25 protein-coding genes and 1 pseudogene are annotated in these 26,314 nt (G+C 64.4%); 11 read left to right on the forward strand and 15 right to left on the reverse strand.

All coding sequences use genetic code 11. From position 1 onward, the window contains the following. Nucleotides 1-5: 5 nt before the first annotated feature. From NATGR_RS17465 to NATGR_RS17485, 5 genes are all read left to right on the forward strand, one after another. Complete coding sequence (locus NATGR_RS17465; protein WP_005575848.1) at nt 6-839, forward strand: hypothetical protein; 834 nt, start codon at nt 6-8, stop codon at nt 837-839. Nucleotides 840-915: 76 nt separating this feature from the next. Continuing rightward, on the forward strand, nt 916-3,378 hold the full coding sequence (gene folP, locus NATGR_RS17470) for a dihydropteroate synthase (RefSeq protein ID WP_005575847.1): 2,463 nt from the start codon (nt 916-918) through the stop codon (nt 3,376-3,378). 60 nt (nt 3,379-3,438) lie between these two features. Continuing rightward, a complete protein-coding gene (locus NATGR_RS17475) occupies nt 3,439-4,620 on the forward strand; it encodes a LolA family protein (protein ID WP_005575846.1) in 1,182 nt (393 codons plus the stop codon). 157 nt (nt 4,621-4,777) lie between these two features. After that, nucleotides 4,778-5,464, forward strand: coding sequence for a PHP domain-containing protein (locus NATGR_RS17480; RefSeq protein ID WP_005575844.1), 687 nt, complete (start codon nt 4,778-4,780; stop codon nt 5,462-5,464). Further along, on the forward strand, nt 5,461-6,576 hold the full coding sequence (locus tag NATGR_RS17485) for an asparagine synthase C-terminal domain-containing protein (RefSeq protein ID WP_005575842.1): 1,116 nt from the start codon (nt 5,461-5,463) through the stop codon (nt 6,574-6,576). Before NATGR_RS17480 ends, NATGR_RS17485 begins: the two co-directional genes overlap by 4 nt. 31 nt (nt 6,577-6,607) lie before the next feature. Here NATGR_RS17485 and NATGR_RS17490 read toward each other — a convergent pair whose 3' ends face one another. The 4 genes from NATGR_RS17490 to NATGR_RS17505 form a co-directional block, all read right to left on the reverse strand. Beyond that, nucleotides 6,608-6,799, reverse strand: coding sequence for a DUF7333 family protein (locus NATGR_RS17490; RefSeq protein WP_005575841.1), 192 nt, complete (start codon nt 6,797-6,799; stop codon nt 6,608-6,610). An 85-nt stretch (nt 6,800-6,884) separates the two neighbouring features. Next, nucleotides 6,885-7,655 carry a hypothetical protein gene (locus NATGR_RS17495; RefSeq protein WP_015233886.1) on the reverse strand — a complete coding sequence of 257 codons (771 nt, stop codon included), beginning with the start codon at nt 7,653-7,655 and terminating at the stop codon, nt 6,885-6,887. A gap of 99 nt (nt 7,656-7,754) precedes the next feature. Further along, nucleotides 7,755-8,594 (reverse strand): aldo/keto reductase, encoded by an 840-nt coding sequence (locus tag NATGR_RS17500; protein WP_005575836.1) that lies wholly within the window; start codon nt 8,592-8,594, stop codon nt 7,755-7,757. 88 nt (nt 8,595-8,682) lie between these two features. Further along, complete coding sequence (locus tag NATGR_RS17505; protein ID WP_005575834.1) at nt 8,683-10,113, reverse strand: amidase; 1,431 nt, start codon at nt 10,111-10,113, stop codon at nt 8,683-8,685. A 248-nt stretch (nt 10,114-10,361) separates the two neighbouring features. Between NATGR_RS17505 and NATGR_RS17510 the strand changes: the two genes are divergently transcribed. Both NATGR_RS17510 and NATGR_RS17515 read left to right on the forward strand, forming a co-directional pair. Beyond that, on the forward strand, nt 10,362-11,270 hold the full coding sequence (locus NATGR_RS17510) for an RsmB/NOP family class I SAM-dependent RNA methyltransferase (RefSeq protein WP_005575833.1): 909 nt from the start codon (nt 10,362-10,364) through the stop codon (nt 11,268-11,270). Beyond that, entirely contained in the window at nt 11,267-11,779 is a 513-nt protein-coding gene (locus NATGR_RS17515) for a DUF7122 family protein (RefSeq protein ID WP_015233887.1), read from the forward strand. The genes NATGR_RS17510 and NATGR_RS17515 overlap by 4 nt, the downstream gene beginning before the upstream one ends. 387 nt (nt 11,780-12,166) lie before the next feature. Here NATGR_RS17515 and NATGR_RS17520 read toward each other — a convergent pair whose 3' ends face one another. Together NATGR_RS17520 and NATGR_RS17525 are read right to left on the reverse strand one after the other, a co-directional pair. Next, nucleotides 12,167-13,690 carry a DUF790 family protein gene (locus tag NATGR_RS17520; RefSeq protein ID WP_005575828.1) on the reverse strand — a complete coding sequence of 508 codons (1,524 nt, stop codon included), beginning with the start codon at nt 13,688-13,690 and terminating at the stop codon, nt 12,167-12,169. A gap of 54 nt (nt 13,691-13,744) precedes the next feature. Next, entirely contained in the window at nt 13,745-14,098 is a 354-nt protein-coding gene (locus NATGR_RS17525; protein ID WP_005575826.1) for a DUF555 domain-containing protein, read from the reverse strand. A 336-nt stretch (nt 14,099-14,434) separates the two neighbouring features. Between NATGR_RS17525 and NATGR_RS20045 the strand changes: the two genes are divergently transcribed. The 3 genes from NATGR_RS20045 to NATGR_RS17535 all read left to right on the forward strand — a co-directional run bounded on the left by NATGR_RS20045 (nt 14,435) and on the right by NATGR_RS17535 (nt 16,329). Next, nucleotides 14,435-14,611, forward strand: a complete 177-nt coding sequence (locus NATGR_RS20045; protein ID WP_005575824.1) for a hypothetical protein — start codon at nt 14,435-14,437, stop codon at nt 14,609-14,611. 133 nt (nt 14,612-14,744) lie between these two features. Continuing rightward, nucleotides 14,745-15,473, forward strand: coding sequence for an archaeal proteasome endopeptidase complex subunit beta (gene psmB / locus NATGR_RS17530; RefSeq protein WP_015233888.1), 729 nt, complete (start codon nt 14,745-14,747; stop codon nt 15,471-15,473). A gap of 118 nt (nt 15,474-15,591) precedes the next feature. Then, the gene (locus NATGR_RS17535) at nt 15,592-16,329 is read left to right on the forward strand and encodes a DUF4013 domain-containing protein (protein ID WP_005575820.1); all 738 of its coding nucleotides are present in this window, start codon (nt 15,592-15,594) and stop codon (nt 16,327-16,329) included. Nucleotides 16,330-16,339: 10 nt separating this feature from the next. On the opposite strand, the gene NATGR_RS17540 is transcribed toward NATGR_RS17535, so the two are convergent. From NATGR_RS17540 to NATGR_RS17560, 6 genes and pseudogenes are all read right to left on the reverse strand, one after another. Further along, a complete protein-coding gene (locus NATGR_RS17540; RefSeq protein WP_005575818.1) occupies nt 16,340-17,482 on the reverse strand; it encodes an ABC transporter ATP-binding protein in 1,143 nt (380 codons plus the stop codon). Nucleotides 17,483-17,492: 10 nt separating this feature from the next. Beyond that, nucleotides 17,493-18,347: a carbohydrate ABC transporter permease gene (locus NATGR_RS17545; RefSeq protein ID WP_005575816.1), complete on the reverse strand. Its 855-nt coding sequence runs from the start codon at nt 18,345-18,347 to the stop codon at nt 17,493-17,495. After that, the gene (locus NATGR_RS17550) at nt 18,347-19,318 is read right to left on the reverse strand and encodes a carbohydrate ABC transporter permease (protein ID WP_005575814.1); all 972 of its coding nucleotides are present in this window, start codon (nt 19,316-19,318) and stop codon (nt 18,347-18,349) included. Before NATGR_RS17550 ends, NATGR_RS17545 begins: the two co-directional genes overlap by 1 nt. 26 nt (nt 19,319-19,344) lie before the next feature. After that, entirely contained in the window at nt 19,345-20,628 is a 1,284-nt protein-coding gene (locus NATGR_RS17555) for an ABC transporter substrate-binding protein (protein ID WP_005575813.1), read from the reverse strand. Nucleotides 20,629-21,163: 535 nt separating this feature from the next. Next, nucleotides 21,164-21,251: pseudogene (locus NATGR_RS19755) on the reverse strand (IS200/IS605 family transposase); the annotation flags it as partial. Nucleotides 21,252-21,350: 99 nt separating this feature from the next. Further along, entirely contained in the window at nt 21,351-22,466 is a 1,116-nt protein-coding gene (locus NATGR_RS17560) for a Gfo/Idh/MocA family protein (RefSeq protein WP_015233890.1), read from the reverse strand. Between the two features lie 279 nt (nt 22,467-22,745). Here NATGR_RS17560 and NATGR_RS17565 point away from each other — a divergent pair, with 279 nt between their 5' ends. Continuing rightward, nucleotides 22,746-23,489 (forward strand): ThuA domain-containing protein, encoded by a 744-nt coding sequence (locus tag NATGR_RS17565; RefSeq protein WP_005575809.1) that lies wholly within the window; start codon nt 22,746-22,748, stop codon nt 23,487-23,489. A 39-nt stretch (nt 23,490-23,528) separates the two neighbouring features. Here the strand turns inward: NATGR_RS17565 and NATGR_RS17570 are convergent, their stop codons facing one another. The 3 genes from NATGR_RS17570 to NATGR_RS17580 all read right to left on the reverse strand — a co-directional run bounded on the left by NATGR_RS17570 (nt 23,529) and on the right by NATGR_RS17580 (nt 26,236). Further along, nucleotides 23,529-24,836 carry a TIGR00341 family protein gene (locus tag NATGR_RS17570; protein ID WP_005575807.1) on the reverse strand — a complete coding sequence of 436 codons (1,308 nt, stop codon included), beginning with the start codon at nt 24,834-24,836 and terminating at the stop codon, nt 23,529-23,531. A gap of 184 nt (nt 24,837-25,020) precedes the next feature. Beyond that, nucleotides 25,021-25,872: a translation initiation factor eIF-2B gene (locus tag NATGR_RS17575; RefSeq protein ID WP_005575805.1), complete on the reverse strand. Its 852-nt coding sequence runs from the start codon at nt 25,870-25,872 to the stop codon at nt 25,021-25,023. 49 nt (nt 25,873-25,921) lie between these two features. Further along, nucleotides 25,922-26,236: a DUF5783 family protein gene (locus NATGR_RS17580; RefSeq protein ID WP_005575804.1), complete on the reverse strand. Its 315-nt coding sequence runs from the start codon at nt 26,234-26,236 to the stop codon at nt 25,922-25,924. Nucleotides 26,237-26,314: the final 78 nt, after the last annotated feature.

Raw genomic sequence — 26,314 nt, forward strand, 5'->3', positions numbered from 1 at the left:
CGCGTATGGTCTCCCGGTTCGATTTCTCCCCACCCTCGCTCGGCACGATCGCTGCCGGATTCGCCGGTGGTGTCGGAAACGCCGCTGTCGTTCTCGGACTGTACGCCCGCGCCGACTATCCTGCCCTCGAGTCGGTGACTGGGACCGCCGTGCTGGCGCTCGGTGCGTTCGTCGTCGGGTTCGTGCCGCTGTTTCTCGCGGCCTACACTCGGCTGTTCGCTCCGGCAGTCGGCCTGCTCGCGGCCGTCGCCGGAACCGTCGCCCTCGAGCTAACATCGGCGATGCCCGAGTGGGGGACGCGGGGAGGCGAGGTCATCGTCGACGGGCCGACCCATATCGGCAGCTACGCCAACACCTGGTACGTCTGGCTCGCGCTCGCTGCGGTAGTTGCCGTCGCGGAGTTCGGCATTCGCCGCCAGTACGGCATCGCTGATGGGCGACTGCGAAACGTCCCGGAGCGACCGCTCCAGCGAGCCGACCGGTACGCAGTCGTCCTCGGAACCGCAGCCCTCGTCGGTCTCGCCACGTCGCTTTTGGTCGTCCGCCCCGGCGTACAGCCGTCGTTGGTCGTCCCGGTCGTCTTCGCGTTCGCCGTCGCCGCCACCGCAGTACCGCTCGCGGCGCTGTTCGAAGACGGCGCACTCGTCCCGCTCGTGCTCTTTGCGTTCGTTCCGTACCTCCTGGTGCTCGAGGTGTTCGTCACGACCGACAGCCCCGTTCACATCCTTTTGTTTGGCCCCTACGCCGTCGTCCTCGCGGTCGTCTGGCTGCTCGAGCGAACTGCCAGGCGGCGTCTCGGCGGCACCGACGGCGGATCGACCGGCGAACGGCCCGCGTAAGCCGCCGTTCCCGTTGTCTCCGCTCGAGGGGCACCCACTCCGATACCCTAAAGCGGCCGGACGGGGAGATTCGAGTATGGAGTATCACGAGGCGGCGGACTTTTGTTTCGGTCTGCGGCGGTTCCGCCCGAAACCGGGGACGGAGTCGACTGCACGGTTGCTCGCCCACCTCGAGAACCCCCACAATGGCGTCGATTTCGTTCAGGTTGCCGGCTCGAACGGGAAGGGAAGCACGGCCCGAATGCTAGAGCGCACGCTCCGAGAGGCTGGCCTCTCGGTCGGCCTCTACACCTCGCCACATCTCGAGGACCTGCGCGAACGGGTCCGCATCGACGGGCGCAAGATTCCGCGGTCGGCTGTTACGGAGTACGTCGAGGCCGTGCGCGGGTACGTGACGGAACGTGCTGCCGACGGCGAGTCACCGACGTTCTTCGAGACGATGACGGGAATGGCACTGTGGCACTTCGGCCGCGAAGATGTCGACGTCGCCATCTTGGAGGTCGGCATCGGCGGCCGACTCGACGCCACGAGCGTCGTCGACCCGATCGCCAGCGCAGTGACGAGTGTCACACTAGAGCATACGGGCATCATCGGCGAAACCGAGACCGAGATCGCGGCGGACAAGGCTCACGTCGCGCCAGCGGACACACCACTGGTCACCGGCGTCTCGGGCGAGCCACTCGAGGCGGTCCGGTCGGTCGCGGACGAGGTGGTCACGGTCGGCCACGAAGACGGGAACTCACATCCCGACGTGGCCGTCTCCTACGACGGCCGGCAGAACCACACCGAGGCCGCGATTTCGATCGACGCCGACGACTGGGACCTCGAAACCCGGATTCCGCTGCTCGGCACTCATCAGGCCGAAAACGCCGGGATCGCTGCCGTACTGTCCCGCCAGATCACCGACGTCTCGGAAGCGGACCTCGCTCGCGGGCTGCGAAGCGCCCACTGGCCCGGCCGGTTCGAAGTGATGGAGACCGAGCCGCTGGTCGTCCTCGACGGCGCACACAACCCTGGTGCCTGTGAGACCGTCGCCGAGACGCTCGCGAGCTACGAGTACGACGATCTGCATCTCGTCGTCGGTGCGATGCACGACAAGGACCACCGCGAGATGGCTGCGGCGATGCCGACGGCGACGACGGTCGTCACGGCCGAACCCTCCCTGGACCGGGCGGAAGACCGAAACGTTCTCGCTCGCGTCTTCGAGGAAGCCGGCACGAACGAAGTCCGGACGGCTCCGTCGGTCCAGGATGCGTTGACGGTCGCGATCGAACGGGCCGAGACCGACGACTGCGTCCTCGTCGCCGGGTCGCTGTTTGCCGTCGCCGAGGCACGGTCGCGATGGACGGCAGCGGGCATTCCGAAACGAATCCGGAACCTCGAGGACGCCCGTGAAACGCTCGAGGGGGCCGATGTCCGCGATCCCGAACTCGAGCGCGCGGAAGAGAACGCGGTTCATCGCGTCCTGAAGACGAACCTGGCGTATCGCCAGGCCCGGGAACTGAAAGACGACGTACTCCGACTCGGTGGCGACTGTGTCCTCTCGGGCCACGGCACCGACGGCGAACGAGTCGACGCCGTCCTGATGGGGACACTCGAGACGTTCGAAGAGCTGATCGACGTGCTCGAGACCGAGGGCGGCGGATCGAACGACGTCGCCCGTGAACTTCGAACGGCGCTCGAACTCGAGGGGACAGAGACCTCGACTGGGGGCGACGACACTCGTTGGCCCTGGGAAGACAGCACTGCAGTGATGGGCATTCTGAACGTGACGCCGGACAGTTTCCACGACGGCGGCGAGTACGACGCTCTCGAGGACGCCGTTTCTCGCGCCGAGGCGATGGTCGCGGCCGGCGTCGACGTGCTAGACGTTGGTGGCGAGTCGACCCGGCCGGGAGCCGAACCAGTCTCGGTCGAGAAAGAGATCGACCGCGTCGTTCCAGTGATCGAGCACATCGCCGACCTCGACGCCTCCGTCTCCATCGATACGCGCAAAGCAGCCGTCGCGGACGCTGCTCTCGAGGCTGGCGCGGACATCGTCAACGACGTCTCGGGGCTCGAGGACCCGGATATGCGGTTCGTTGTGGCCGAGCACGACGCCGGTCTGGTCGTGATGCACAGCATCGACGCGCCCGTCGTCCCCGACCGAGCGGTCACCTACGACGACGTCGTCGAGGACGTCATCGACCAGCTCTCGGAGCGAATTCTGCTCGCCGAGAAGGCTGGACTCGACCGGGAACAGATCGTCGTCGATCCTGGACTCGGCTTCGGGAAGTCCTCGAGTGAGAGCTTCGAGCTACTCGGGCGGGCCGACGAGTTCCGCGCACTCGGCTGTCCGGTCTTGATCGGTCACTCTCACAAGTCGATGTTTGGCCACGTCGACCGGGCGTCCGGCGAGCGACTCGCGGCGACGGTCGCTGCGACGGCGATCGCGACGGATCGTGGGGCCGACGTGATCCGGGTCCACGACGCGCCCGAGAACGTCGCTGCGGTCCGGACGGCTCTGGCCGCCCGCGATCCAGCGCAGTTCGAGTGGTAGCCGGGAAGCGTCCGTGCGTGATCGATGTTCTCATAGGTCTTGACTTATTACTCGACGGATATGTCCCCGACTGCCGACCGGAGAGTCGCCCTCCTGACAATTCTGATCGGCGTCACAATACTCGCCGCTGGCTGTGTCGCCGTCCCGACGGCAGACGATTCCGCTGCTGTCCTCGAGGACCGAATCGCCGACGCGGAACCACCGAACGAGATCGACGCGACGCTCGAGGTGCGCGAGGAAGTCGACGGTGAGACGACGACGACTACCGACGACATCCAGTTCCGTGCGGACGGAGTCAGTCGGATCGAAACTGCTGACGGTCTCCTGATCGTCACCGATGGCGATCAGCGCTGGCACCACGACCGCGAGACCGAGCGCGTCCAGCGGTTCGACGTCGACCCCGGCACGAAGCCGTTTCTCGAGGGTCTGTACGACCAGCAGGCCGCGTACGTAGAACGGTACGACATCGACGAAATCGAGGAGACGACGTTCGAGGGTCACGAAGTTTATCGCGTCGTCTTCGATCCGCCACCCGCGGAGACGATCAACCGGTCTGTCAGCGTGCTCGTCGGCGAAACCGAGTACGTCGTTCCGCTCGAGCGAACCGACGGGGTCGACGATCAGGCCGTCGAGACAGTCGAGGTCTGGTACGACGACGAGCAGTTCTTCCCGATCAAACACCGAGTCGAGGGAGCGGGAGTCGAACTCGAGACCACGTACCGAGACGTCACGTTCGAACCAGGATTCGTAGCCGACCGGTTCGATGTCGACGCACCGATGGAAGACGGGTCAGACGAGAACGCCGAGGACGTCGTCGAGGTTGTCTTCCCGGAACTCTCACAGCACGAGACGGTCGCCGGTGTGGACGAGGCCGTCCCGTTTTCCGTCGCCGAACCACCAGTGGAGACACTTCCGGACGCACTCGCACTCGACGCGGCCACGAGCTACGAGTTCCCGGACGAGGAACGAACGCAGGCGTCGCTGTCCTACCGTGCCAACGGTGAGACGGTCATCGTAAAGACGAGCGACGGACCACGAACTGTCGCCGTCGGCGGAGACGACGTACAGATCGGAGACGGAGCGGGAACGATCGCCGACACTCCTCAGGGGGCGGAACTCGAGTGGGCGTGTGACGACGATCTGTACTACTCGGTTTTCGTCAGCGACGGCGTCGGCGACGATCGGGCGCTCGCTCTCGAGATTGCCGAGGCGATCGGGTGTGATCCGACAGCCAACCGGTGAGGAAACACTCGGAGCCCCCTTCTCTCCGCCCATCGTCCGTTGGTAACGACCATGCGAGGCCGGTCTGTGCTCGCACACGTCGGGTTCAGGGCTCGCGAGACTCGAACGCCCTCTCACAATCGAGGTACTTTTGATCGAGGTACACGACACTCGAGGTGTGCTGTCGGTCGAACTTCACGCGCACTCGTCGCTGTCGTACGACGGTCGGGACCCGGTCGAACTCATCCTGGAACAAGCCGAAGCCGTCGGTCTCGACGCGATCGCGATAACAGATCACGACGAGATCGACGCCAGTCTCGAGGCCGCAGAACGCGCCCCGGAGTACGGCCTCGTCGGCATCCCGGGGATCGAGATCTCGAGCAAGGCGGGCCACGTGCTCGGGTTGGGCGTCGAAGAGGCGATCCCGCCGGGTCTCTCCTTCGAGACGACGATCGAGGAGATCCACGCCCAGGGCGGACTCGCGGTGGTTCCTCACCCGTTCCAGGAGTCACGCCACGGTGTGATGGCTCGCATCTCCCGGGAGCAACTCGCGAACGGTGACGCGATCGAGGTCTACAACTCGCGGCTGCTGACCGGGCGGGCGAACCGACAGGCAGAACGGTTCGCCCAGTCGCGAAACCTGCCGATGACTGCCGGTAGCGACGCCCACATCAGCGAGATGGTCGGCCAGGCTGTCACCCGCGTCGACGCCGAGGAACGGTCCGCGGCGGCGATCCTCGAAGCGATCGAGCAAGGGCGAACGTCGGTCGAAGGGAAGCGCACGCCGTGGCACATCAGCTTCCGGCAGTTCGCCGGCGGCGTCACACGGCGGATCAGAAGCAGCGTTCTGGGAGTGATACGATGACGACGCTTCGCGGTGCCGCCCCAAAGACGGTTCGTGACGCCCTCGAGCGGACGGACCCGCTCCCGGGAACGGCCGGCTTCGCGGGCGAAATCGACGGGCGACTCGTTCGTGACGTGCTCGGCCGCGAGCCGCTCTTTTATGAGAGCGCGGACGCGCCCGATCGCTGGGCGTTCGAACCCGCCGTGCTCGAGGAGCCAGTGGCGTTACCGGCAGGGTCGACGCTCGAGCTGGCGGCCCTCGAGGACGAGACGAGTGACCCGCGAATCCAGCAACACTGGACGCTGCCCGACCCCGAGCCCGATCCGGACCACGACGCCGCACTCGAGGCGCTCGAGATGGCGATCCGGACGGCCGTCGACGAGGTCCAGGCGGATCTCGAGGTCGCCGTTGCTTTCTCCGGCGGCGTCGACTCTGCGCTGGTTGCCGAGTTACTCGACGCGCCGCTGTACGTCGTCGGGTTTCCGGACAGCCACGACGTCGAGGCCGCCCGCACCGCCGCGGAGGCGATGGGTCGAGAGCTGACGGTCGTCGAACTCGAGCCCGCAGACCTCGAGCGTGCTGTTCCCGAGATTGCACGGGCGACGGGCCGGACGAACGCGATGGATGTCCAGATCGCCCTGCCGCTGTACCTGGTGGGCGAACGCGTCGCTGCCGACGGGTTCGACGCGCTCGCGGTCGGACAGGGAGCGGACGAACTGTTCGGCGGCTACGAGAAGGTCGTCCGGCTGGACCACCGTGTCGAGGCCGAGACGATCCGCGGTGCCGTCCGCGAGAGTATCCTGAGTCTGCCAGAGCAACTCCCGCGAGACGTACTGACGAGCAGGGCGACGGGGCTCGAGCCGGTCGCGCCGCTTCTCCACGACGCCGTCGTCGACGCGGCGCTGCGACTGCCGGACGAGTTGCTCGCAGACGAGCAGCTCCGGAAGCGTGGCTTTCGGCGCGTTGCCGCCCGGCAGTTGCCCGAGGCAGTCGCGGACCGCGACAAGAAGGCCGTCCAGTACGGCAGCCTCGTCGCCCGCGAACTCGATCGACTCGCCCGCCAGGCAGGCTACAAGCGTCGGATGGACGACCACGTCTCGAAATATATCTCGTCGCTGCTCGAGACCGGGTGACCCGACGAGTTCTAAAAACCGTCCAGGACCGTCAGTTGCTCGCGCGATACTCCCCGTGTTTGACGCCGATCAGCAGCATGAGCAGGCCGAAGGCGGCCATCGACGGCGTCACCATCATCAGGATCGTCTCGGTGACCATCATGTCAGAGACGATCATGCCAGCGGTACCGATCGCGATCAGTGCGACGAACGCGGCTGCGGTCGTTGGAACGTCGAACTCCATGGGCGACAGTTAGGAGACCGTCATATTAGTGGATCGGAAATCGGAAGGACGTGAACGACCGTTGTCGAACGTCGAAAGAGAGTGACTACTCGGACGGACGAACGAGATTCGCCAGTGCGACGACGATTCCGAGGAACCAGCCAAGCGGGAAGGAGATGCCGGCCCACATCGCAGCGTAGGCTGCACCCTCGAGTTCGAAGGTCGCGCGGAGCCACTCGTTGATTCCGCCGACGAACAGGATGTTGTCGAGCACCCAGACCGCGAGGTCGTAGCTGGGCTCGAGGACGTACGCCTCGAGTTCCGGCGTCACGAGTGCTGCGACGACCGGCGGAAGGAAGAGTGCGGTCATCGCGAAGGGATAGGCGAACACGACCGTCATCAGGCGGCCGCCGAACTTCTTGGCCGACGCGGCAAGCGCTGTCGAAAGCGTCGCGACACCGCTTGCGGCGGCGACGGCCAGGAACGCGTCGAACGGGATGTCGAGTTGTTCCATCGTCGACAGCGCCCACCAGGCGACGGTCAGTGCACCCCAGACGACGAGCGCGAGTGCGGTGACGCCGACGACGCCGAGACGCGTCCGCGTCGAGTCGAGTTTCGACGCGTAGTAGCGGGTTGCAAAGCCGAGAACTGTCAGCGGATAGAGGACGAGCAGGCCGAGCATTCCGAGGGTGCTCCAGCCGCGGTAGCCGATCTTTTGTGGAAGCGATTCCGGTTTCCACTTCCCCATGACGGAGTGGCCCCGGCCACGCTGTCTGGGGAACACGAGTTCCATCCAGGCACCGTGTAGCCGGCGTAAGTCAGCTTTAACCGCGCTGACTATCCCACCACCGCCACGTCTTCGAGAGTGGGTGGACATACCCAACCTACAAGTCCGGCATACCGTAAACTTTCCTTCTCTTTCATCACCGACAACAAGTTGCTAAAATGAGCGTACAGATGCGGTAAACGACGCCCGTCAGTTCCAGGGACCGAACTCTGGATCGACCTGGCGGCTCCGTTCGTCGATCGAATCGATCCGCTCTCTGTCGTCGGCCTCGAGGTCGAGCGCGAGCGACGCCCAGTTGTCCTGGAGGTGGTCGTCGCCGGTCGCTTTTGGGATCGCGACGACGCCGTTCTCGCGCAGCCAGGCGAGGCTGACCTGGGCCTCGCTGACGCCGTGTTTCTCCGCGACCGCTTGGATCTCGGGCTGGTCGAACACCGCGCCGCGAGCCAGCGGCGAGTAGGCGACGACCGCGACGTCGTTTCGCTTGCAGGTTTCGCGGATCTCTGCCTGGGGCAAAAGCGGGTGGAGTTCGACCTGATTCGCCACGATCGGCGCGTCACAGATCTCCACTGCCTCCTCGAGTTGTGCCGGCAGGAAGTTGCTCACGCCGACGCCTTCGATCAACCCTGCCTCGTACAGGTCGTCGAACGCGAGCAGCGTCTCCTCGGGATCGTACGTGCGTGCGGGCCAGTGGACGTACAGCAAGTCGACGGCGTCGACACCGAGTCGCTCGAGACTCTCGCGGGCCGTCTCCCGGACAGCGTCGCGCTCGAGGTTCGAAATCCAGATCTTGGTCGCGAGATAGACGTCTTCGCGATCGACATCGGCGCGTTCGATCCCTTCGCCGACGGCCGCTTCGTTGTCGTAGGCCTGGGCGGTGTCGACGTGTCTGTACCCCATTTCGAGGGCCGTTCGAACGCTTTCGACACACTGTTCGGCGTCGTCGTTCTTCCAGGTGCCGAGTCCGAGCATTGGTACGTCGCCGACGGTCGGACAGGCCGCCGGTGAGATGTCGTCAACATCGGTTTCCATACTCGACGGTGGAAACGACGCGAAAAAGAGGTTTGGTTTGCAGGAATTCACGCGGGGGGAACGGCAAGTGTTCTCCGTCGAGTGAGGGTTAGCCCTCGGTATACAGCCGGTGCCACGGTCGTTGGCGTTCGAAGGCCGCGCTCGCGGCGAGTACCGTCTCGTCGTCGAACCGGCTGCCGACGAGTTGCAGACCGACGGGGTGGCCACGGTCCGTCAGTCCTGCCGGGGCGGAAGCGACCGGATGGCCCGTCCAGTTGAACGGCCAGGTCAGTGCCCGGTCCCAGGCCTCGACGCCGGGGTCCTCGTGCAGGCCGACGCCGACCGAGGAGAGCGTCGGTGCCACGAGCACGTCGTAGCTCTCGAGTACGTCTTGGACGGCGTCGAAGACGTCGGTTCGGACGATCGCGGTCTTTGCGAGGTCCGTCGAGTCGTACGCCTCGCCCGCCTCGAGCATCGCCAGCAGGCTGTCGGACACGTCGTCGGGGTGCTCGCGCAGGTCGACCCCCTGGCTCTCTTTCAGAACCGTCGCGGTCTCTACCATCGCCGTCGTGAACGTCGGCATGACGGCTTCCCGTAGCTCGGCCATCTCGTAGCCGTGATCGACCGTCACCTCATCGACGGTCGCGCCAGCGGCCTCGAACGCGTCGACAGCGTCGTCCACGACTGCCCGCACCTCGTCGTCGACCGAGAACGCCCCGAGATCGAGGCTGTACGCGATTTCGAGGTCCGAGGCCGGCCGGTCGACGGCCTCGAGCGGTTCGAGGTCGATGGGGACGCTTCGTGGATCTGCAGCGTCGGGGCCAGCCATGACCGACAGCAACAACGCGGCGTCCTCGACGGTCCGGGCCATCGGCCCCTTCGTGACGGTGTGTGTCGAGCGACCGAAGGCGTTCGGACGGCCATCGTCCGGCACCAGGCCGAACGTCGGCTTGAAGCCGTAGACGCCACACGCCGCGGCAGGAATGCGAAGCGAGCCGCCGGCGTCGCTGCCAGTCGCGAGCGATGCCATTCCGGCGGCGAGGGCTGCAGCGGAGCCGCCCGAGGAGCCGCCAGCGTTCAGGTCGGTGTCGATCGGTGACGCCGTCGGACCGGCGACCTCGTTGTCGGTCGTCCCCTTGTGGCCGAACGCGGGCGTGTTCGTCTTCCCGATCACGATCGCACCCGCCGCCTCGAGTCGTTCGACCGTCACCGCCGTCCGCTCGGCGACGTGGTCGGCAAACAGCGCGGAGCCGAACGTGTGGCGAACGCCCGCTTTCAGGTCTCCCAGATCTTTCAGCGCCACCGGCACGCCGTGAAGCGGACCGACGTCCGTGCCGTTCTTGAGTGCCCGATCGGCTTCGGCGGCGGCCTCCCGTGCTTCCTCGGCACAGACGGTGACGAAGGCGTTTACCTCGTCGTCGCGGTCCTCGATCCGCTCGAGGTGGGCTTCGACGGCCTCGGTCGCAGTCACGTCCTCGTTCCGGATGCGAGCGGCGAGTTCGGTCGCGGAGAGTCGGGTGAGAGTCGTCTCGGATGACATATTCGTACAATCCGCGACCGGGAGGATATAGGTTCTCCTGTGCTCGGCTGGCTGTCTCTTCTCCGGGTCCTGCTGTCCGGTTGTACACTCGAGCAAGCCGGCGTGGAGTCTCGCTGTCGGGGGTCGCCACGCCGAAACAGCCGGCCGTGTCGCCGCCTGGGCGCTCGACGTCGTTCCGTCGGTTCGCGGCCGACCGGGCGAGTCGGCCTTCGAAACCCACAAGCGCCGGCCCCACAAACCGGCTACCGATGGAGCCACTCGAGCGGTATCGACCGATCGTCGACGACTTCGAGGCGTTTCTGGCGGCCTGTCGGCGGCCACTGGGCAACGCCGTCCGCGTGAACACGATCAAGGCCTCGGTCGAGCGGGCGACCGCCGCACTCGAGGCGGACGGCGTCGCCTACGACCAGGCCGACTGGAATCCGCAAGTGTTGCGCCTCGAGACGGACTCCCCGGGTTCGACCTGGGCGTCGTTCCACGGCTTTACCCACGGCCAGGAGGAGGTCTCGGCCGTCCCGCCGGTCGTCCTCGACCCCGAGCCCGGCGAGCGGGTCTGGGACGCCTGTGCCGCGCCGGGCGGGAAGGCGACCCAGCTTTCGGCGCTAATGGACGACGAGGGGACGGTCGTCGCAAACGACAGCAACCTCGGGCGCATCTCGGCGCTGCGGTTCAACGCCGAACGCCTCGGAGCGACGAACCTCGCCGTGACGAACGCCGACGCGCGCAACTACTCGCTGAACGCGTTCGAGTTCGACGCGTTCGACCGCGCGCTGGTCGACGCCCCCTGCTCGTGTGAGGGGACGATCCGGAAGAACCCCGACGCGCTCGAGGACTGGTCGGAAGACCACATTGCCTCGGTGTCGGGCATCCAGAAGGGCATCCTGCGGCGGGCCGTCCAGGCCACCCGCGAGGGCGGGACCGTCGTCTACTCGACCTGTACGTTTGCCCCCGAGGAGAACGAGGCGGTCGTCCAGCACGTCCTCGAGAGCGAGGACTGTCGCGTCGTCGAGTTCGACCTCGGTCTGGAGCACGCGCCGGGACTCACCAAGTGGGACGGTGAGGAGTTCGACGAGACGCTCGAGCGGGCCGCCAGGATCTACCCGCACCACAACGACACGGGCGGCTTTTTCGTGGCGAAACTGGAGGTGACGGCATGAGCGACCTCGCGCAAAACGACGGCCAGCGATTCGATCGACTCCCCGAGACGTCGGCCGAGCGAACCGTCGAGGGACGAGTCAGTCGCGAGGAGGTCGTCGAGTACTTCGAGGATCGCTTTGCCATCCCGCCGGAGACGTTCGACGACCACACCTTCTGGGAGAAAGGCGCAGGCAAGATCTGGATCTACCACGGCGACGCACCGACACCGCTCGAGATCGAGGCGATGGGAATGACCTGCCTGCGGACCCGCCAGGAACACTGGAAGCCGACGACGGACGTCGTCCAGCGGTTTGGCCGCCACGCCGAGGCGTGCGTGATCGAACTCGACCGCGAGGAGGCCCAGGCTTTCGCCGCGGGCGAGGACCAGGAACGCGAGTGGGACGGCGACTGGGGGTACCTGATCGCGGCCCACCGGATCGCCGGCGACCTCGAACCGCTCGGTATCGGCCTCTACGTCCACGGCGAGTTGCGATCGATGGTGCCGAAAGGCCGACAGCGAGACCTGTAGCTCCGCCGTCGGATCGACGCTGGTCAGCGAGAGCGTCACACCGAAGACGCCACGGATCGCGTAGGCCTGCGGGACCCGGCTCTCCGGCAGGTTCGCGAGAGAGGCGTCGGGACGTGCGACCAGTTCGAGCGAGAGCCCGTCCGGGTCCCGAAACGGGAGGACGGGATCGCCAAACCGCTCGGTGGTCTCGCCCGGTTCTGCACCGGCGTCGGAGAGTCGGTCGCGCCAGTACTCGAGTGACTCCGCGGGGACGAGAAACGAGACCGTGTTCACCTGGCCGACGCCGACCCATCCCGAGCCGGCCTCCGTGCTGTGCCGACAGCTCTCCGCCTGTAGTGTTCGAGCATCGACACCGTAAGCGTTCGACAGGCACTCGAAGACACGACGCTACTGCTCGCGAACCGTCCCGCCGCCGAGTCCTTCCCACTCGACGCGGTAACCGAGCCGCGAGAGGACGGCACTCGAGTCCGAGAGTCCGTACTCTTCGAGGGTGGACTCGACCGCCGAGAGATCGATTCCGGGCTCGATCCGGTTCTCGAGCGACTCGAGTACGTCCGGTCGAACGAGCGTCTGTCCGACGCGGTCGTGCTCGGGGAAGGCCACGTCGGCGAGGGCGTCGACGCCGACGCCGTGGCGGGCGGCCAGCGCCTCGAGTTCGACTGCGTCCTCCTCCGGAATTAGTTCGCCGGGGAGGTCGGCCGCACTCGCGGCGACGAGGTCGTCCTCGTACTCCCGGAGGACATCGACGACGTCCTTGACTCGGACCGTGCCGGTGTAGGGGATCGCCCGGTGGTCCCGTGCTGCGATTTCCTCGCCGACGCCCAGCGACTCGTCGACGGCGACGACGAGTTCGACGTCCTCTACCTCCTCGAGTTGCGAGAGTTTCTTCTCGACGTACTCGGGCGTCCAGAACCCCATGATCTCGAAGTAGACGCGGAACGCCGCGTGTGCGTACTCGAACGAAAAGTCGGGGATCATCACCCGCGTCCCCGTCTCGAGCGGTTCGGGCTCGCGGACGAGGTCCCAGTCTAAGTCCAGCCTTTCGAACCGGGCGGCGAAGTCGGCCTCGACGCCGCTGTCGAAGCTAACGTCGGTGACGGGGTCGGCGTTGGGAACCGTGACCGGATCGTCACTCGAGAGCGCGAGCGTCCGTTCGGTCCCTCGGTCGTCGATCGTCGCCTCGAGGTGCCACGTCTCGGCGTCGGCGATCGTTCGCAGGAGTCGGGCGAATCGGGTCCCGTACCGCCGCGTCGACCGGAAGAGGTGGGTGGGGCCGGTGACGACGACCTCGCGCTCGCTCGCGGCGTCTCCCGGGGCGACCGGAGGCTTGCGGATCTCGTACATGAGCCGCAGGCGCTTGATCGCCGAGACCAGTGTCTTGGGATCGCTCGAGCGCACTCGAACTTCGGTCGCGTCGAACAGTGCGGTCTGGGCCAGCGAGAGGTTGTACTGGGTGAGCAGTCCGTCGGGGTTCCACGGCGGATCGACTGCCGTCAGGAGTTGCCGTTCCTCGAGGTCGGCGTACAGCGCCTCCGCGACCGCGCTGGGCGAACTACCGAGTCGCTCGCCCGCCTGTGCGAGCGCCGCTTCTCGCTCGCTCTCGGTGGCGACGCCGACGTCCTCGGCGGCCTCGAAGGCGGCCCGACGCGCGCGCTCGGGATCGACCGCGGCGTCGGTCTCGAACGTCGTCTCCCGGTCTAGGAGGGCGGCGAGCCCGCGGACGAGTTTGAAGTCGTCGCTCTCGCGCTCGAGATCAGCCAGCGCGTCCTCGAGGTCGCCCTGGGATTCCCCGACGTGACCCTGGAACGTCCCGATGACGCGCGCGGCGAGCGGGCGGTGTTCCCGCCTGGCGAACTGCGGGTGGTAGCCGCCGCCCGCCCGCGAGACGCGGAGCAACTTCTTGCGAAGCATCGCTCGAGACTCGCGGTGGCAGCGTCAAAAGTAGTCCGCTCGTGTGGTCGAGGGTTACTCGTCTTCGGCCGTCTCCACGACTTCGACCACACTGAGGGGAACGTCCCGCAACGCGCCGCCGACCTCGCTCTTTGCGATCCGGGAGGCGTGTTCCTCGCCGTCGGCGTTGTAGACCTCCATCTCGAGTGCGAGGCCGACCAGCGCCGTGTCGGCTGCGATGAACGCGGAGTCGAACGGCTCGCCACAGGCCGGACAGCCCGTCGCGCCGACCTCAACCTCGACGTAGTCCAGGCCTTCGTTGTTGAGTCGTTTGCCGGCTTCACTGACGGCGACACCGATCGCGTCGTCGATCTCTTCGACGTCACGCACGAGCCACGCAGCTTCCATCGCGACGAGGTAGTTGCTCATATGCTGTGGTCGTTCCGGGGGGTTTCCTGCTTTGCGGTTCGCGTTCGTCGCGTCGTCGTCCGTGCGACCTCGATCCCCGTCGGTCCCAGGCACTGTCCTGCGCCATCAGCCGGTGCGCACGTGAATCAGATTATCTCTATAAGTTACGGGAATGCCGCCAGTCGATTGTCACCTGCATAGCCAGATGTCGGCTCCAGTCCGTCTCGAGTTGCTCGATCTGCGAGCATCGTGGAACCGCAAGACAGCGCCGACCCGTTCGAAGAGTAACGATGAGTATGGCAGTAGTGTTTCAAGAAAGCTTATATACTACCCTCTTCTGGACACGGCTGAACGCTGATGATATCCCGCGCGTATCACGCGACCCTGTTTGCACTGTACCAGCTGTGTATCGTGACCGGCATCCTCGTGATGCCAGTCGCGATCGCCGCCCGTCAGGCGGGGGTCACACTGCCGGTCCACCGTCTGATCACCAACGTCGAAAACGCCTACGAATCCGCCCAGACCACGGAGTAAACCGACGCTACGAGATCGCATCGTTTTCAGACAGTCGACCGCCGACCCACCGCTCTCCTCGCCTGCGACGAAAGCGGAAACGCCGGTGGTGACCGCCGGGGTTTTATATCCTCCCGGCCGTATCCATCAGGCAATGCGTACGCCACACGACTCGAGCTTCTCCGGGATGGTCGACCAGCTGGCTGACGACCCCAACCCGTACGAACCCGAGGTCGGCTCGATGCCCAACAACGACCTGACGCAGGCCGATCTGGACAACGTCAACAAGACGGGAACGACGACGATCGGAATCACGACCGAGGACGGCGTCGTCATCGCGACGGACATGCGCGCCAGTCTTGGCGGTCGGTTCGTCTCGAACAAAAACGTCCAGAAAGTCGAGCAGATCCACCCCACCGGCGCGCTGACGCTCGTCGGCAGCGTCGGTGGCGCACAGTCGTTCATCTCGACGCTGCGAGCCGAAGTCAACCTCTACGAATCCCGGCGCGGCGAAGACATGAGCATCGAGGCGCTGGCGAACCTCGCCGGCAACTTCGCCCGCGGCGGCCCGTTCTTCGCCATCCACCCGATCCTGGGCGGCGTCGACGAAGAAGGCAGTCACGTCTTCAGCATCGACCCCGCCGGCGGCGTCATGGAAGACGACTACACCGTCACCGGCTCCGGCATGCAACTCGCCTACGGCCACCTCGAGCAGGCTTACGAAGACGACCTCTCGAACGACGAAGCGACGACCATCGCCGCCCGCTCGATCAAGTCCGCCGCCGAGCGCGACACGGGCTCGGGCAACGGCGTCTTCCTCTGTGAGATCACCGGCGAGGGCGTCGACATTCACGGCCACCACGACTTCGACGAAGTCGTCTAACCGACACACTCGTCTTTCCTCCCGACCGTCCACACCCCGCTTCGACTGCGCCGACTCGAGGAGTCGACGACGAGCCGGGAGTGTAATCGTTATACGGCCGACTTCCCAGTACTCGACAATGGCACTGCTCGTCGAAGACGGGGTTCGGTATCCGTTTCGGGGTGACCGGTGGACGGATCTACTCGCTGTGGGCGGTCTTCTCGGTCTCGTCACGTCGATCGCGCTTCAGTTAGCAACCGCGATCTCTCCGTCGACAGTCTCACTCGCGTTCGTCGGAACCGCAGCGGTACCGACTGTCGCCTTGCTCGGCTATCTCTACAGGGTGTTCGAGACGACCGTCGACGGCGACGACACACCGCCACAGTTTCGACCGATCACGGCGCTCCTTCGAGGCGGGTGTCGGTTGCTTGCAGTCTCGATCGGCTACGCCATCGGTCCGCTCGTCGTCGTCGCCGTGACGGTCGGCGGCCTCGTGCAAGTCCCGTTTGCACCCGAGGCAACCGGGTTCGTCGGCTCGATGCTGTTCTTCGGCGCGTCTACGACCGTCCTCGTGCTAATCGTCGGCTTCGGGTATGCCTTCCCCGCCACCATCGGACGACTCGTGGACGAGCGACGCGGTCTGGAACCGGCGGGCGGCCGACTGCAGTGGCCGATTCTCCGCCACGGCGGCTACTTTACGGCCTGGGCGTTCGCGGCGCTGTTCGTCGTGCCAGGCTGGGCGTTCCTGCTCACTGCAATCTCGAGTCCGACGTCGTTCGGCGTCGTCGCTGCGTTCGTGGCATTTTACGCACACGTCGTCGGGGCTCGGCTGGTTGCGAGAGGATATCGAAGAGCACGGCGAGATGCTACCCCGTGACGAATCGAGGCTACATCGGTGGCTCTGCCATCGTCTGGGTGTCTAGCGTCCGATTGCGGAGCGCACGACCAGACTCCCGGTCGAATACGTGAATCGCTTCCTCCGGCAGTCGAGCGACGATCGATTGCTCGCGTTCGACGTGCTGGAACCCGTCGATCGTCGCGACGAACGTCTCCTCGCGCTCGGAATCGAACGCGAGATAGACGTTGTTCTCGTCACCCATTGGTTCGACGACGTCGACGACCGTCTCGTAACTGTGTGCAGCCTCGCAGTCGGAGCGCACCTCGATATCTTCCGGTCGAACGCCGAGCACGACCTCGTCGTGGTCGCCGATCTCGGCGGCCGTCTCGTCCGATAGTTCGTACTCGAACTGCTCGTGAACGAGTCGGTCGCCGTCTCGACTCGCGTCGAAGAAATTCATCGACGGCTCTCCGATGAAACCAGCGACGAACAGGTTCGCGGGCTCGTGGTAACACTCGAGTGGGGTGCCGACTTGCTGGAGTTGGCCGTCGTTCAGGATGGCGATCTTGTCGGCCATCGTCATCGCCTCCGTCTGGTCGTGCGTGACGTAGATCGTCGCCACGTCGAGTTTTTCCTGGAGCCGCTGGAGTTCCGTCCGCATCTGTGCCCGGAGCTTCGCGTCGAGGTTCGAGAGCGGCTCGTCCAACAGGAAGACTTCGGGATCACGGACGATCGCACGTCCGAGTGCGACGCGTTGTTGCTGGCCACCCGATAGTTCGTCGGGCTTTCGATCGAGAAGAGCGTCGATGTCGAGCATTTCGGACGCTGATTCGACCGTCTCGGAGATCTCGTCGTCGGGCATCTCAGTCGACTCCTCGAGACCGAACGACATGTTCTCTCGGACGGTCATGTGCGGGTAGAGCGCGTAGGACTGGAACACCATCGCGATGTCTCGATCTTTCGGTTTCCGCTCGTTGACGACCGTCTCGTCGAGGCGGATCTCGCCGTCGGTGACGGTTTCCAGCCCCGCGACCATCCGAAGCGTTGTCGACTTGCCACAGCCGGACGGCCCGACGAGGACGAGAAACTCGCCGTCCTCGATCTCGAGTGAGACGTCTTCGACGGCAGTGATCTCGTTGCCGTCGTTCTCTACGAACACTTTCGTTACGCTGTCGAGTTGTAGGTCTGCCATTGGTAGTGTGTTAGAGTGTCTGCCCCTTGGCGAACTGTTCTCCGAACAGGACGTAGACGACGATCGTCGGCAAGGCCGCGATGAACGCACCCGCCATCTGGACGCCGTAGTCCGTCGCCATCGCACCCGCAAGCGCGTTCAACTCGAGGGTGACGACGTAATTCGCCCGGTCGCTGAGCAAGACCAGTGCGAACAGGAAGTCGTTCCAGACCTGTGTGAACTGGTAGATCAGGGTCACAGCGAACATCGGGAGCGACAGTGGGAGGACGATCTTTCGATAAATGCGAGCGAGGCTGGCTCCATCGAGACGGGCTGCCTCCATGAGTTCGTCGTCGAGCGTCCGGTAGTACGATCGGAACAGGATCGTACAGATCGGAATGCCGTAGGCGATGTGTGTGATCGTCAACTCCACGAGTTCGCCGCGAGCGTGGAGACTGGATATGTCGACGATCGACCAGAACTGTCGTAGCGGGACGAGCACCGCCTGGTAGGGGATAAACACCGCTGCGAGAAACAACGCGAGCAAGAGCGCTTGACCGCGCCAGTCGACTTTCGTCAGCCCGTAGGCCGCGAGGCTACCGAACACGGCAGAGAGGATGGTGGCTGGCACGACCATCGCGAAACTGTTGACCATCGCAAACGCCAATTCGCTCGCGGCGGTGAGCCACGGATCGATCGTCAAGCCCTCGAGCGGCGGCTGGAGCGGCGACGTCTCCCGGTAGGCTTGCTGGGTCTTGAGTGATGTCGTCAGACCGCTGTACAGCGGCGAGAGGTAGACGCCGACGAGCGCGATCAAGACGCCGTAGAGAGCGATGCGTCGGGGGTCGGTTCCACCCGTCGACGTTTCGTCGTCGTTTGTCGCCATCACAGTGCACCCCGTTTGTACTGCGTGTACGCGTACGGACCGATGATCGTCAGTGCGAGGGCAAAGAGAACGACGGCGATCGCCGCGCCGTAGGCCCACTGGCTGGCGGAGAAGGCTTCCCGGTACATCGTCACCGCGAGGATGTCGGCCGAACGGCCTGGATTGGTTCCGAACATGACGTAGATGAAGTCGAACGCTTTGAGCGCAAACACCATCAGGACGACCGTCGCGCCGACCGTCGACGATCGGAGTTGTGGAATGATGACTCGCCAGTAGAGTTTCAGCGTCGACGCGCCGTCTATCCGTGCAGCCTCGTAGTGTTCGTTCGGGATTCCTCGCAGGCCGGCGAGATAGACGATCATACAGTAGCCACTGAACTGCCAGATCAACGCGACGATGACTGCCGCGAGCTTGAAGCGTGGATCACCGAGCCAGTCCTGGGCGAACCAGCCGAGACCGAGGCCACTCAACATGGTGTTGATCAACCCGTCGGAGGCGTACATCCACGACCAGAAGATCGCAGTCACGACGAACGACAGCGCCATCGGGAGCAAGTAAATCGTTCGGAACGTGTTCTCGAAACGGATCTTCCGGTCGACCAGCAACGCGAGCGCGAGACCCACGACCAGCGAGACGCTCGTAAACGCGATCAGTAACGCGATCGTGTTCCGAAGCGACGCCACGAAGTCCGGGTCGGCCGGCATCTGGCGGTACATCTCGAGCGTGAAGTTCGTGTAATCCGGTTGGCCGAGCCCAGACCAGCCCGTAAACGAAATCGCGACGTTCCAGCCGATCGCTCCGTAGACGAACAACAAAACCAGCAGCGTCGGCAACAGCCAGAACGGCATCGACTCGGCGAACGAACTGTGGCGGAGTCGCTCGAACGTCCCGTCTTCGCTCTCACGCTCTCGATCACCCGTCGATAAAGAAAGTGGGTTGAGTCGCCGTAGCGAGTTTCGTAGCGAGTCCATAGATTACTATAGAGCAGTCGACGATCCTACTCGAAGCTGTTGACGAGCTCGTCGTAGGTTTCGTCGACGTCCCAGTTGTCGATGAAGTTCGCGAACGCCCCTTCGACGTCGGTCTGTGCGGCTGGCGGGACGGCCAACCCGTGGGCGATCGACGGTGGCTGTTCACTCGAGGCCTGGAAGTCCGCCATCTGGTCCTGCAGGAACGGCGTGAACGCCTCGTCGGAGACGTCGGTTCGTGGCGGAATCGAGCCTTTCGCCGGGTTGAACCGTTCCTGGGCGTCGGCCGATCCTGCATAGCGCAGGAACTGCACCGTCGCGTTCGGCGATGGGTTGTGCTTCGGGAAGACGAACGAGTCCATGTTCAGGGCGTACATCTCTTCGGTCCCGGGGAACGCGACGTGGTCCCAGTCCTCGCCGTACTCGAGGTCGTCGTCAGCCTCGTACTCGCCAGCGGCCCAGTCGCCCTGATGGAAGAATGCGGCCTCGCCGCGGTTGACGTAGGCGCTGGCGTCGTCCCAGTCGTTGAGCGAACTCGCGTCTTCGTTGAAGTAGTCGCTGTAGTCGACGACGATCTCGAGCGTGTCACGAACCTCTGCTTCGACGTCCTCGACGTCGCCGGCGATAAACGTCTCGTAGGTGTCGACGCCGTACTCGCCAAGCAGTACCTGTGCCCACAACTGGAGCGTCGACCAGGCGGTCTGGGTCTGCTGGGCCATGCCGACGTAGCCGGCCTCGTCGACCGCTTCCATGGCATCTAGCAGCGCGCTCGGACTGTCGACGTCCTCGAGGTCGACGCCTGCATCCTCGACGACGTCGACGTTGTAGAAGAGGTTGTTCAGCCGGTGGATGTTGATCGGAACGGCGACGAAGTCACCGTGAGGACGGGAGGCCTCGATCGGTCCGTCGAGGTACGCCTCGCGCATGTCGTCGTCCCAGACGTGTCCCTCGATGTCGTACAGGAGGTCTTCGTCGGTGTAGTCGGTCAGCGCCTGTCCGGGCCACACCTGGAACGTACTCGGCGGGCTCTGGTCGACGACGCGGTTCCGGATGTCCGCCTCGAGGGCACTGCCTGCACCGCCCGGTGACGGCGAGGAGTCGACTTCGATGTCGGGATGTTCCTGTTCGAAGCCTTCGACGAGTGCTTCGAACGCGTCCTCTTCACCGCCAGCGGTCCACCAGTGACCGATCTCGACGGGTTCGAACTCGTCGGTATCCTCGTCGAGAAGTTCGCCGAGATCCTCGACATCGTCGTCGCCACCGAGACAGCCTGCGAGGCCGACGATGCCTGCGGCCCCAATCCCTTGCAGCACTGAACGACGCGACTTCCCCATTTCTGTATGTTTGTTTACATTCATACTGGATTTAACAACCAATAATGATTATGGAAGCGGCTTAAGCCCTTTGATGGTAACCCGTCTCGTCTCTACTACTCGAATTGAAACAGCCAGTAATAACGATAGCGATCCTTCTGTCGGGCCGACGACAGCGGATATGTCACTATAACGCTCATTTGGTAGGGCTATAACTGCCGGCTAGTAGCTACAATTGCATCGGCGTAGACAGCGGAGTTGCTCTCGACACCGGGCCAAACGCCGCCCCTGGATTCGCTCCAGATCGAGACGACTTCGGTGAACGTCTACAATCGACATCCTCCGCGTGAATGCGGAGGAATCCCGAGCGGATGGAAATCCAAAATCTCCGAGCATCGCGGAATCTTCGATTCCGCTCAGCGAGTGGAGTTTCAGGTTTGCAGTCCAATCGGCGGACTACCAGCCCGTTCGGGTACGGGTAGTCCCACAGTCTGCTCTTCCGGATACTACCTCGTTACGTGGGTTGACAGGCCGTGGTTCGAACGACTTCGCCTTTCGAACCACTTCGGATGCGCAGAGAGAAACAGGTGTACGTGATCGGGCAAGAGATGGAGAGACAGTACTCTCGTCGTCGTACGGGCGCTGTCTCCCCGCCCTACTCGCTCACTCCGCGTTGCTCCGTTCGCTCGTTGCGGACGGGGCTTAGGCCCCCTCTTTTCCAGCTAATTGAACTGCGTTCGCGGTTCGAGTGTCTGATCGACGTCCGCGAAACTCACGGACGACTCCGTCTCACTCGAACGGTAGATCCCGTCGATGACGCGCTGGACGGTCAGTGCCTCCTCTAGCGTGTTCGACGCCGGCGATTCGCCGCGATCGACTGCCTCGAGGAACTGCTGGTCTTGCTCCGTATAGCCCGTTACGGACGGATCACCGCTGAGATTGATGTCCGCGTAGTGGTCGGTCCCAGCGGTTCCGGCGTCGAGCATCGTCATATCCGTATCGCCGATCTCGAACTGGGCACCGGCCTCCGTTCCACGAACTCGAAAGTCCATACTCTCTTCGCGGTTCGTCGCCCACGCAGCCTCGAGTGAGATGGTCTGTCTGTCGGCACAGCGGACGAACGCACTCACAGAGTCGTCGACCTCGTAGGCCTCGATCTCGGCGTTCCAGTTCTCCCCGAACCCTTCGGGGTCCGCGTAGTCTTCCTGGTTACCGAACGTGGTTCTGGTGATTCCCGATACTTCGACGATCTCCGGAAAGTCAAGGACGTAAAGCGCGAGATCGAGCGCGTGGACGCCGATATCGATCAGGGCACCACCGCCCGCAAGGTCGGGATCGGTAAACCACGAGCCAGGGCCGGGAACGCCGCGACGACGGACGTAATTGGCCTCCACGTGAGTCAGGTCGCCGAACTGGCCACGCATCCGGTGTTCGTCGAACATGGCCGTCGACGCTACGTGGCGGTTGTGGAACCCGACCATACAGACGGCGTCGCTCCGTCTCGCGGCCTCGACGATCCGTTCGGCACTCTCGAGCGTGTGTGCGAGTGGCTTCTCGACGAGCACGTGTCGGCCGGCCTCGAGAGCAGCGACTGTGATCGGTTCGTGGAACCGGTTCGGGGTCGCGACGACGATCGCGTCGACCGCGTCGTCGACGACGAGTTCCTCGTGTGTCTCGTAGGGCTCGGCACCGAATCGTTCGGCGAACTGACGGCGGTGCTCCGGAACGAGATCCGCTCCGGCGACGATGTCCGCGCCGAGTTCCGCCAGATGCTTGGCGTGGAGGTTGCCCATTCCTCCGAGGCCGACGACTCCTATCCCGACACCCGTGCCGATCACGGCGAAACACCCGATTTCTTTCTATCCTCAATCAGTTGCCAGCGAGAAAGACGACGTTTCGATGCTGTTGTCGTGCGATGCCGGTTCATATAGGCATGCAGGCAGCGATCGAAATAAGGGTTGTGACGATCGGTTCTGCTGCTCAAATTTTCACTCATTTGGGTTGATATTATATTAAATATGGCTGTAAATGGTTGGCAGAAATCCAATATTACACGGTCGTGGTTCGACGACCGACCACCTCGATCTAAGAACGTCCGGAGCGACGGCCACACGACGATGACACAGGTTACGATCTGGAACGAGTTTCGCCACGAACGGGACGACGACGACGACGCCGCTGCCGTCTATCCCGACGGCATCCACGAAACCATCGCCGACGCGCTCGGCGAGGGCGACCGCGAGTACGACGTTCACACCGCGACGCTCGACGAACCGGAACACGGTCTCCCAGCGGCGGTTCTCGAGGAGACCGACGTCCTGCTGTGGTGGGGCCACGAAGCTCACGACGAGGTCAGCGACGCTGTCGTCGACCGAGTCCAACAGCGGGTACTCGAGGGGATGGGCCTGCTCGTGCTTCACTCGGGGCACTTCTCGAAGCCGTTCAAACGCCTCATGGGGACGACCTGTAACCTCCAGTGGCGCGAAGACGGTGCCACGGAACGGCTCTGGGTCGTCGATCCCGGTCATCCGATCGCGGACGGCCTCGACGAGTACGTCGAACTTCCCAAAACCGAGATGTACGGGGAACCGTTCGACGTTCCCGAACCAGACCGGCTGGTCTTTACGAGCTGGTTCGAGGGCGGCGAGGTGTTTCGAAGCGGCTGTTGCTACCGGCGAGGGAACGGCCGCATCTTCTACTTCCGGCCGGGCCACGAGACGTATCCGATCTACGAGCACGAAGCCGTTCGACAGGTGTTACGAAACGCCGTCGAGTGGGCGATGCCACGGAGCGAAGCGGTCGCTGGAACGGGGCGGACGTTCGGCAACCGACCTCGAGATAGCCGCCCCGACCGAGCGTAACCGGCGCTGTGACTCCTCCGCGAACCGGCCAGTTCGTCTTCAGCTACTTCGCTGCGTGTCGACGAGTTCGACGGCGACCTCGAGTTCGGTCCCGGTCGCCGCTGCCAGTCGTTCCCGGACGCGGTCGGCGAAGTCGGGCGGCTCTTCCGCTCCAGGCGGTCGTTCGACGAGCACCGTCACCGACGGCCGATCGCCGGAGTAGACATCGAGCAACTCGTAGTCGACGTCGATTTCGCGGAACTGTAGCTCGTCGAACGCGGGCTCGTCGCTCATCGCCTGCAGTTCGGTCTGGATGTCGTGCTCGACCGCGGCAGTCTGGTAGGTGCCGTACGTGACGACGCCGAGGACGAGCGAGAGAACGACGATAGCGGCCAGCAAGACGACGACTCGAGTCCGGAGTCGGCCGTAGGCTCGGTCGATTCGTTCCGTTTCCCGCGGTCGATACCCGGCGACCCACAACAGAATCAGCGCGGCGAGATTGATAGAGAGCAAGTTGACGAGGACGAGCGTGCCGGCAGTAACGACGACCGTCGGATGCTCCCAGGCGATTCCGAGACCGGCGGTCGCGGCAGGCGGAACGAGAGCGACTGCGATGGCGACGCCGACGAGGACCGAGCCGACGTTCCTGACGAGGCTCACGACGCCCGCGACGCCAGAGCCGAGCGCGAGAAACAACGCGAGCACGTTCGGCGTGATCCGCTCTCGGACCTGGGAGACCCCGGTGATGTCGAACCCTGGTGGGAGCAACACGGTCCCCCGGAGGAGCCAGCCGATCGCGGCAGCCGTCGCGACGGTCGCCGCGAGTCCGGCCACCTGGAGCACTACTCCACGAGCCGCGAGTTCGTCGTCGTCGACCACGACGCCGACGCTCGCGGCCAGTGCCGGCCCCATCATCGGCGCAACGACCATCGCGCCGATGATCGTCGCCGCAGAGTCGAGGACCAGTCCGGCCGTCGCGATGATCGTACTCACGACGAGCAAGACGAAGTACGTCGACGCCGCGGGTGCGAGGTCTCTCGCCCGGGCCTCGAGTTCGTCCCGCGAGATGCGGGTCCCCTTCCCGGCCTGGGTGCCGTCGTCACTCCCGACCTCGAGTTCGTCCATCCGGTCCGAGACTATCGTTTCGGCTGCCGTAACGACCGTATAGGAGGGACTCGACAAGCCGACAGCCCGGAACTCGTCGAGTAACGGTTCGACGGCGTCGGGCGCGACTGGAATCGAAACCAGCGCCTCGAACTCTCCGTCGCTCGTTTCTGCCGATACCGCGTAATCGACTCCCAGCGCCTCGGCGGTCTCGAGGACGGTCTCGAGTTCGCCCGACGGAACGAATACCTGTACGAGCCTCATGACGCTCCGTACCACAGCCAGCGGCGGAAAGCTATTCTACGGCGGCATGACCGTCCGACGACAGGGACTGTCGTGGTGCCAGCACACTCGACACGTCGAACAAAAAACAGGAGTATGGCAACGGTCCGTCAGTTCCGTCGGGAAACCGTGCCGGCCATCCCACCCGACGAGCGAGTCACTCGAATCAGAGCTCTTGGCGACCGTCGTCGGTCACGACGCTCTCGAGAAGCGTGACTGGCGTCGCGTCGTAGGCCGGATTCTCGACGTCGAACCCTTCGGCGGGCTCGGGCATCACCTCGCTGCCCGACCGGAACTCGTTCTCGAAGACGAACCCCTCGCTGACGAGTTTGGCCGCGGAGCCGAGAACGGTGACGGGAACGTCCAGCCGGTTTGCCGTCGCTGCGATCGGGAACGTGCCGACGCGGTTGTACAGCGTCCCGTCGACGATACAGTCCATCCCGACGACGACGCGATCGCACTCCTCCAGGTAGTGGCCGTGTGCACCGTCGGTGATCAGCGTCGGCTCGACGCCCTCGAGGTCCGCGAGCACCCGGACAGTCTTGCGGCCGATGTACCGCGGTCGGGCCTCGGTGACGTAGACGTCGAACGTCTTGCCGTCCTCGACCGCGATTTCGAGCGCCTCGATGACCGTCGAGGAGTAGTCGTGGGTCAAAATCGTCGCGCCGTCGGCGAGCAGTTCGGCCGCGTTTTCGGCCGCCAGTCGCTTGCCGGATTCGACCCGCGAGACGACCTCGTCGATCTGCTCTCTGGTCAGCTCTTTCACCGCCTCGACGTCGTCGAGATCCGCGTCGCTCACGTCCTCGACGACGGTCCGAACGGCGTTCTGTAACGATGCGTGGGAGGGATTGGCCTGCCGGAGCACCGAACCGTTGCGCTCGAGGGCACGAACGTACTCCTCGACGGTAGCGAACTCCCGTTCGGTCAGTTCCGCGAGCGCCTGAGTCGCCTTGACGGCGACCACCGAGGAGCTGTGGGTCTGCATCTCCTGGATCTCCTCGACCGTCTCGTCGATCATACTCGAGTGGATTCTCGTCAAGGAGAAAGGTGTTGCGGGAGTTGTCAGGCTACTCGAATCCGAACGTTCGCCGGAGTTCGCGTTCGATCTCCTCGGTCAGTCGCTCGAGGACGGTCTCGAACTGGTCGTGGTCGGAAACGGCACCGACCCGATCCTCGACGTCCTCGGGCAGTTCGACGGCGAACTCGCCGTCGCCTTCGTAGACGGGTTCGCTCTCGCTCAGCACCTGCCGGTCGATCGCCTTCAGCACCTGCGAATCGTACTGGCCGTGGAGTTGCTGGTAGGCACTCGAGTAGGCCGCCTCGAGTTCCTCGAAGTAGTAGACGTACTTCTCCCCGAACTTCTCGGGATCGAACTCGGTCATAGTGTGAAGTCGTCGAGGAGGCGGGTAATACTGTCGGACAGAAGTCAATGAAGAGAATTCGCCAGACGGGAGCGGCGA

Origin of the sequence: Natronobacterium gregoryi SP2, from assembly GCF_000230715.2 — an archaeon.
Lineage (GTDB): Archaea > Halobacteriota > Halobacteria > Halobacteriales > Natrialbaceae > Natronobacterium > Natronobacterium gregoryi.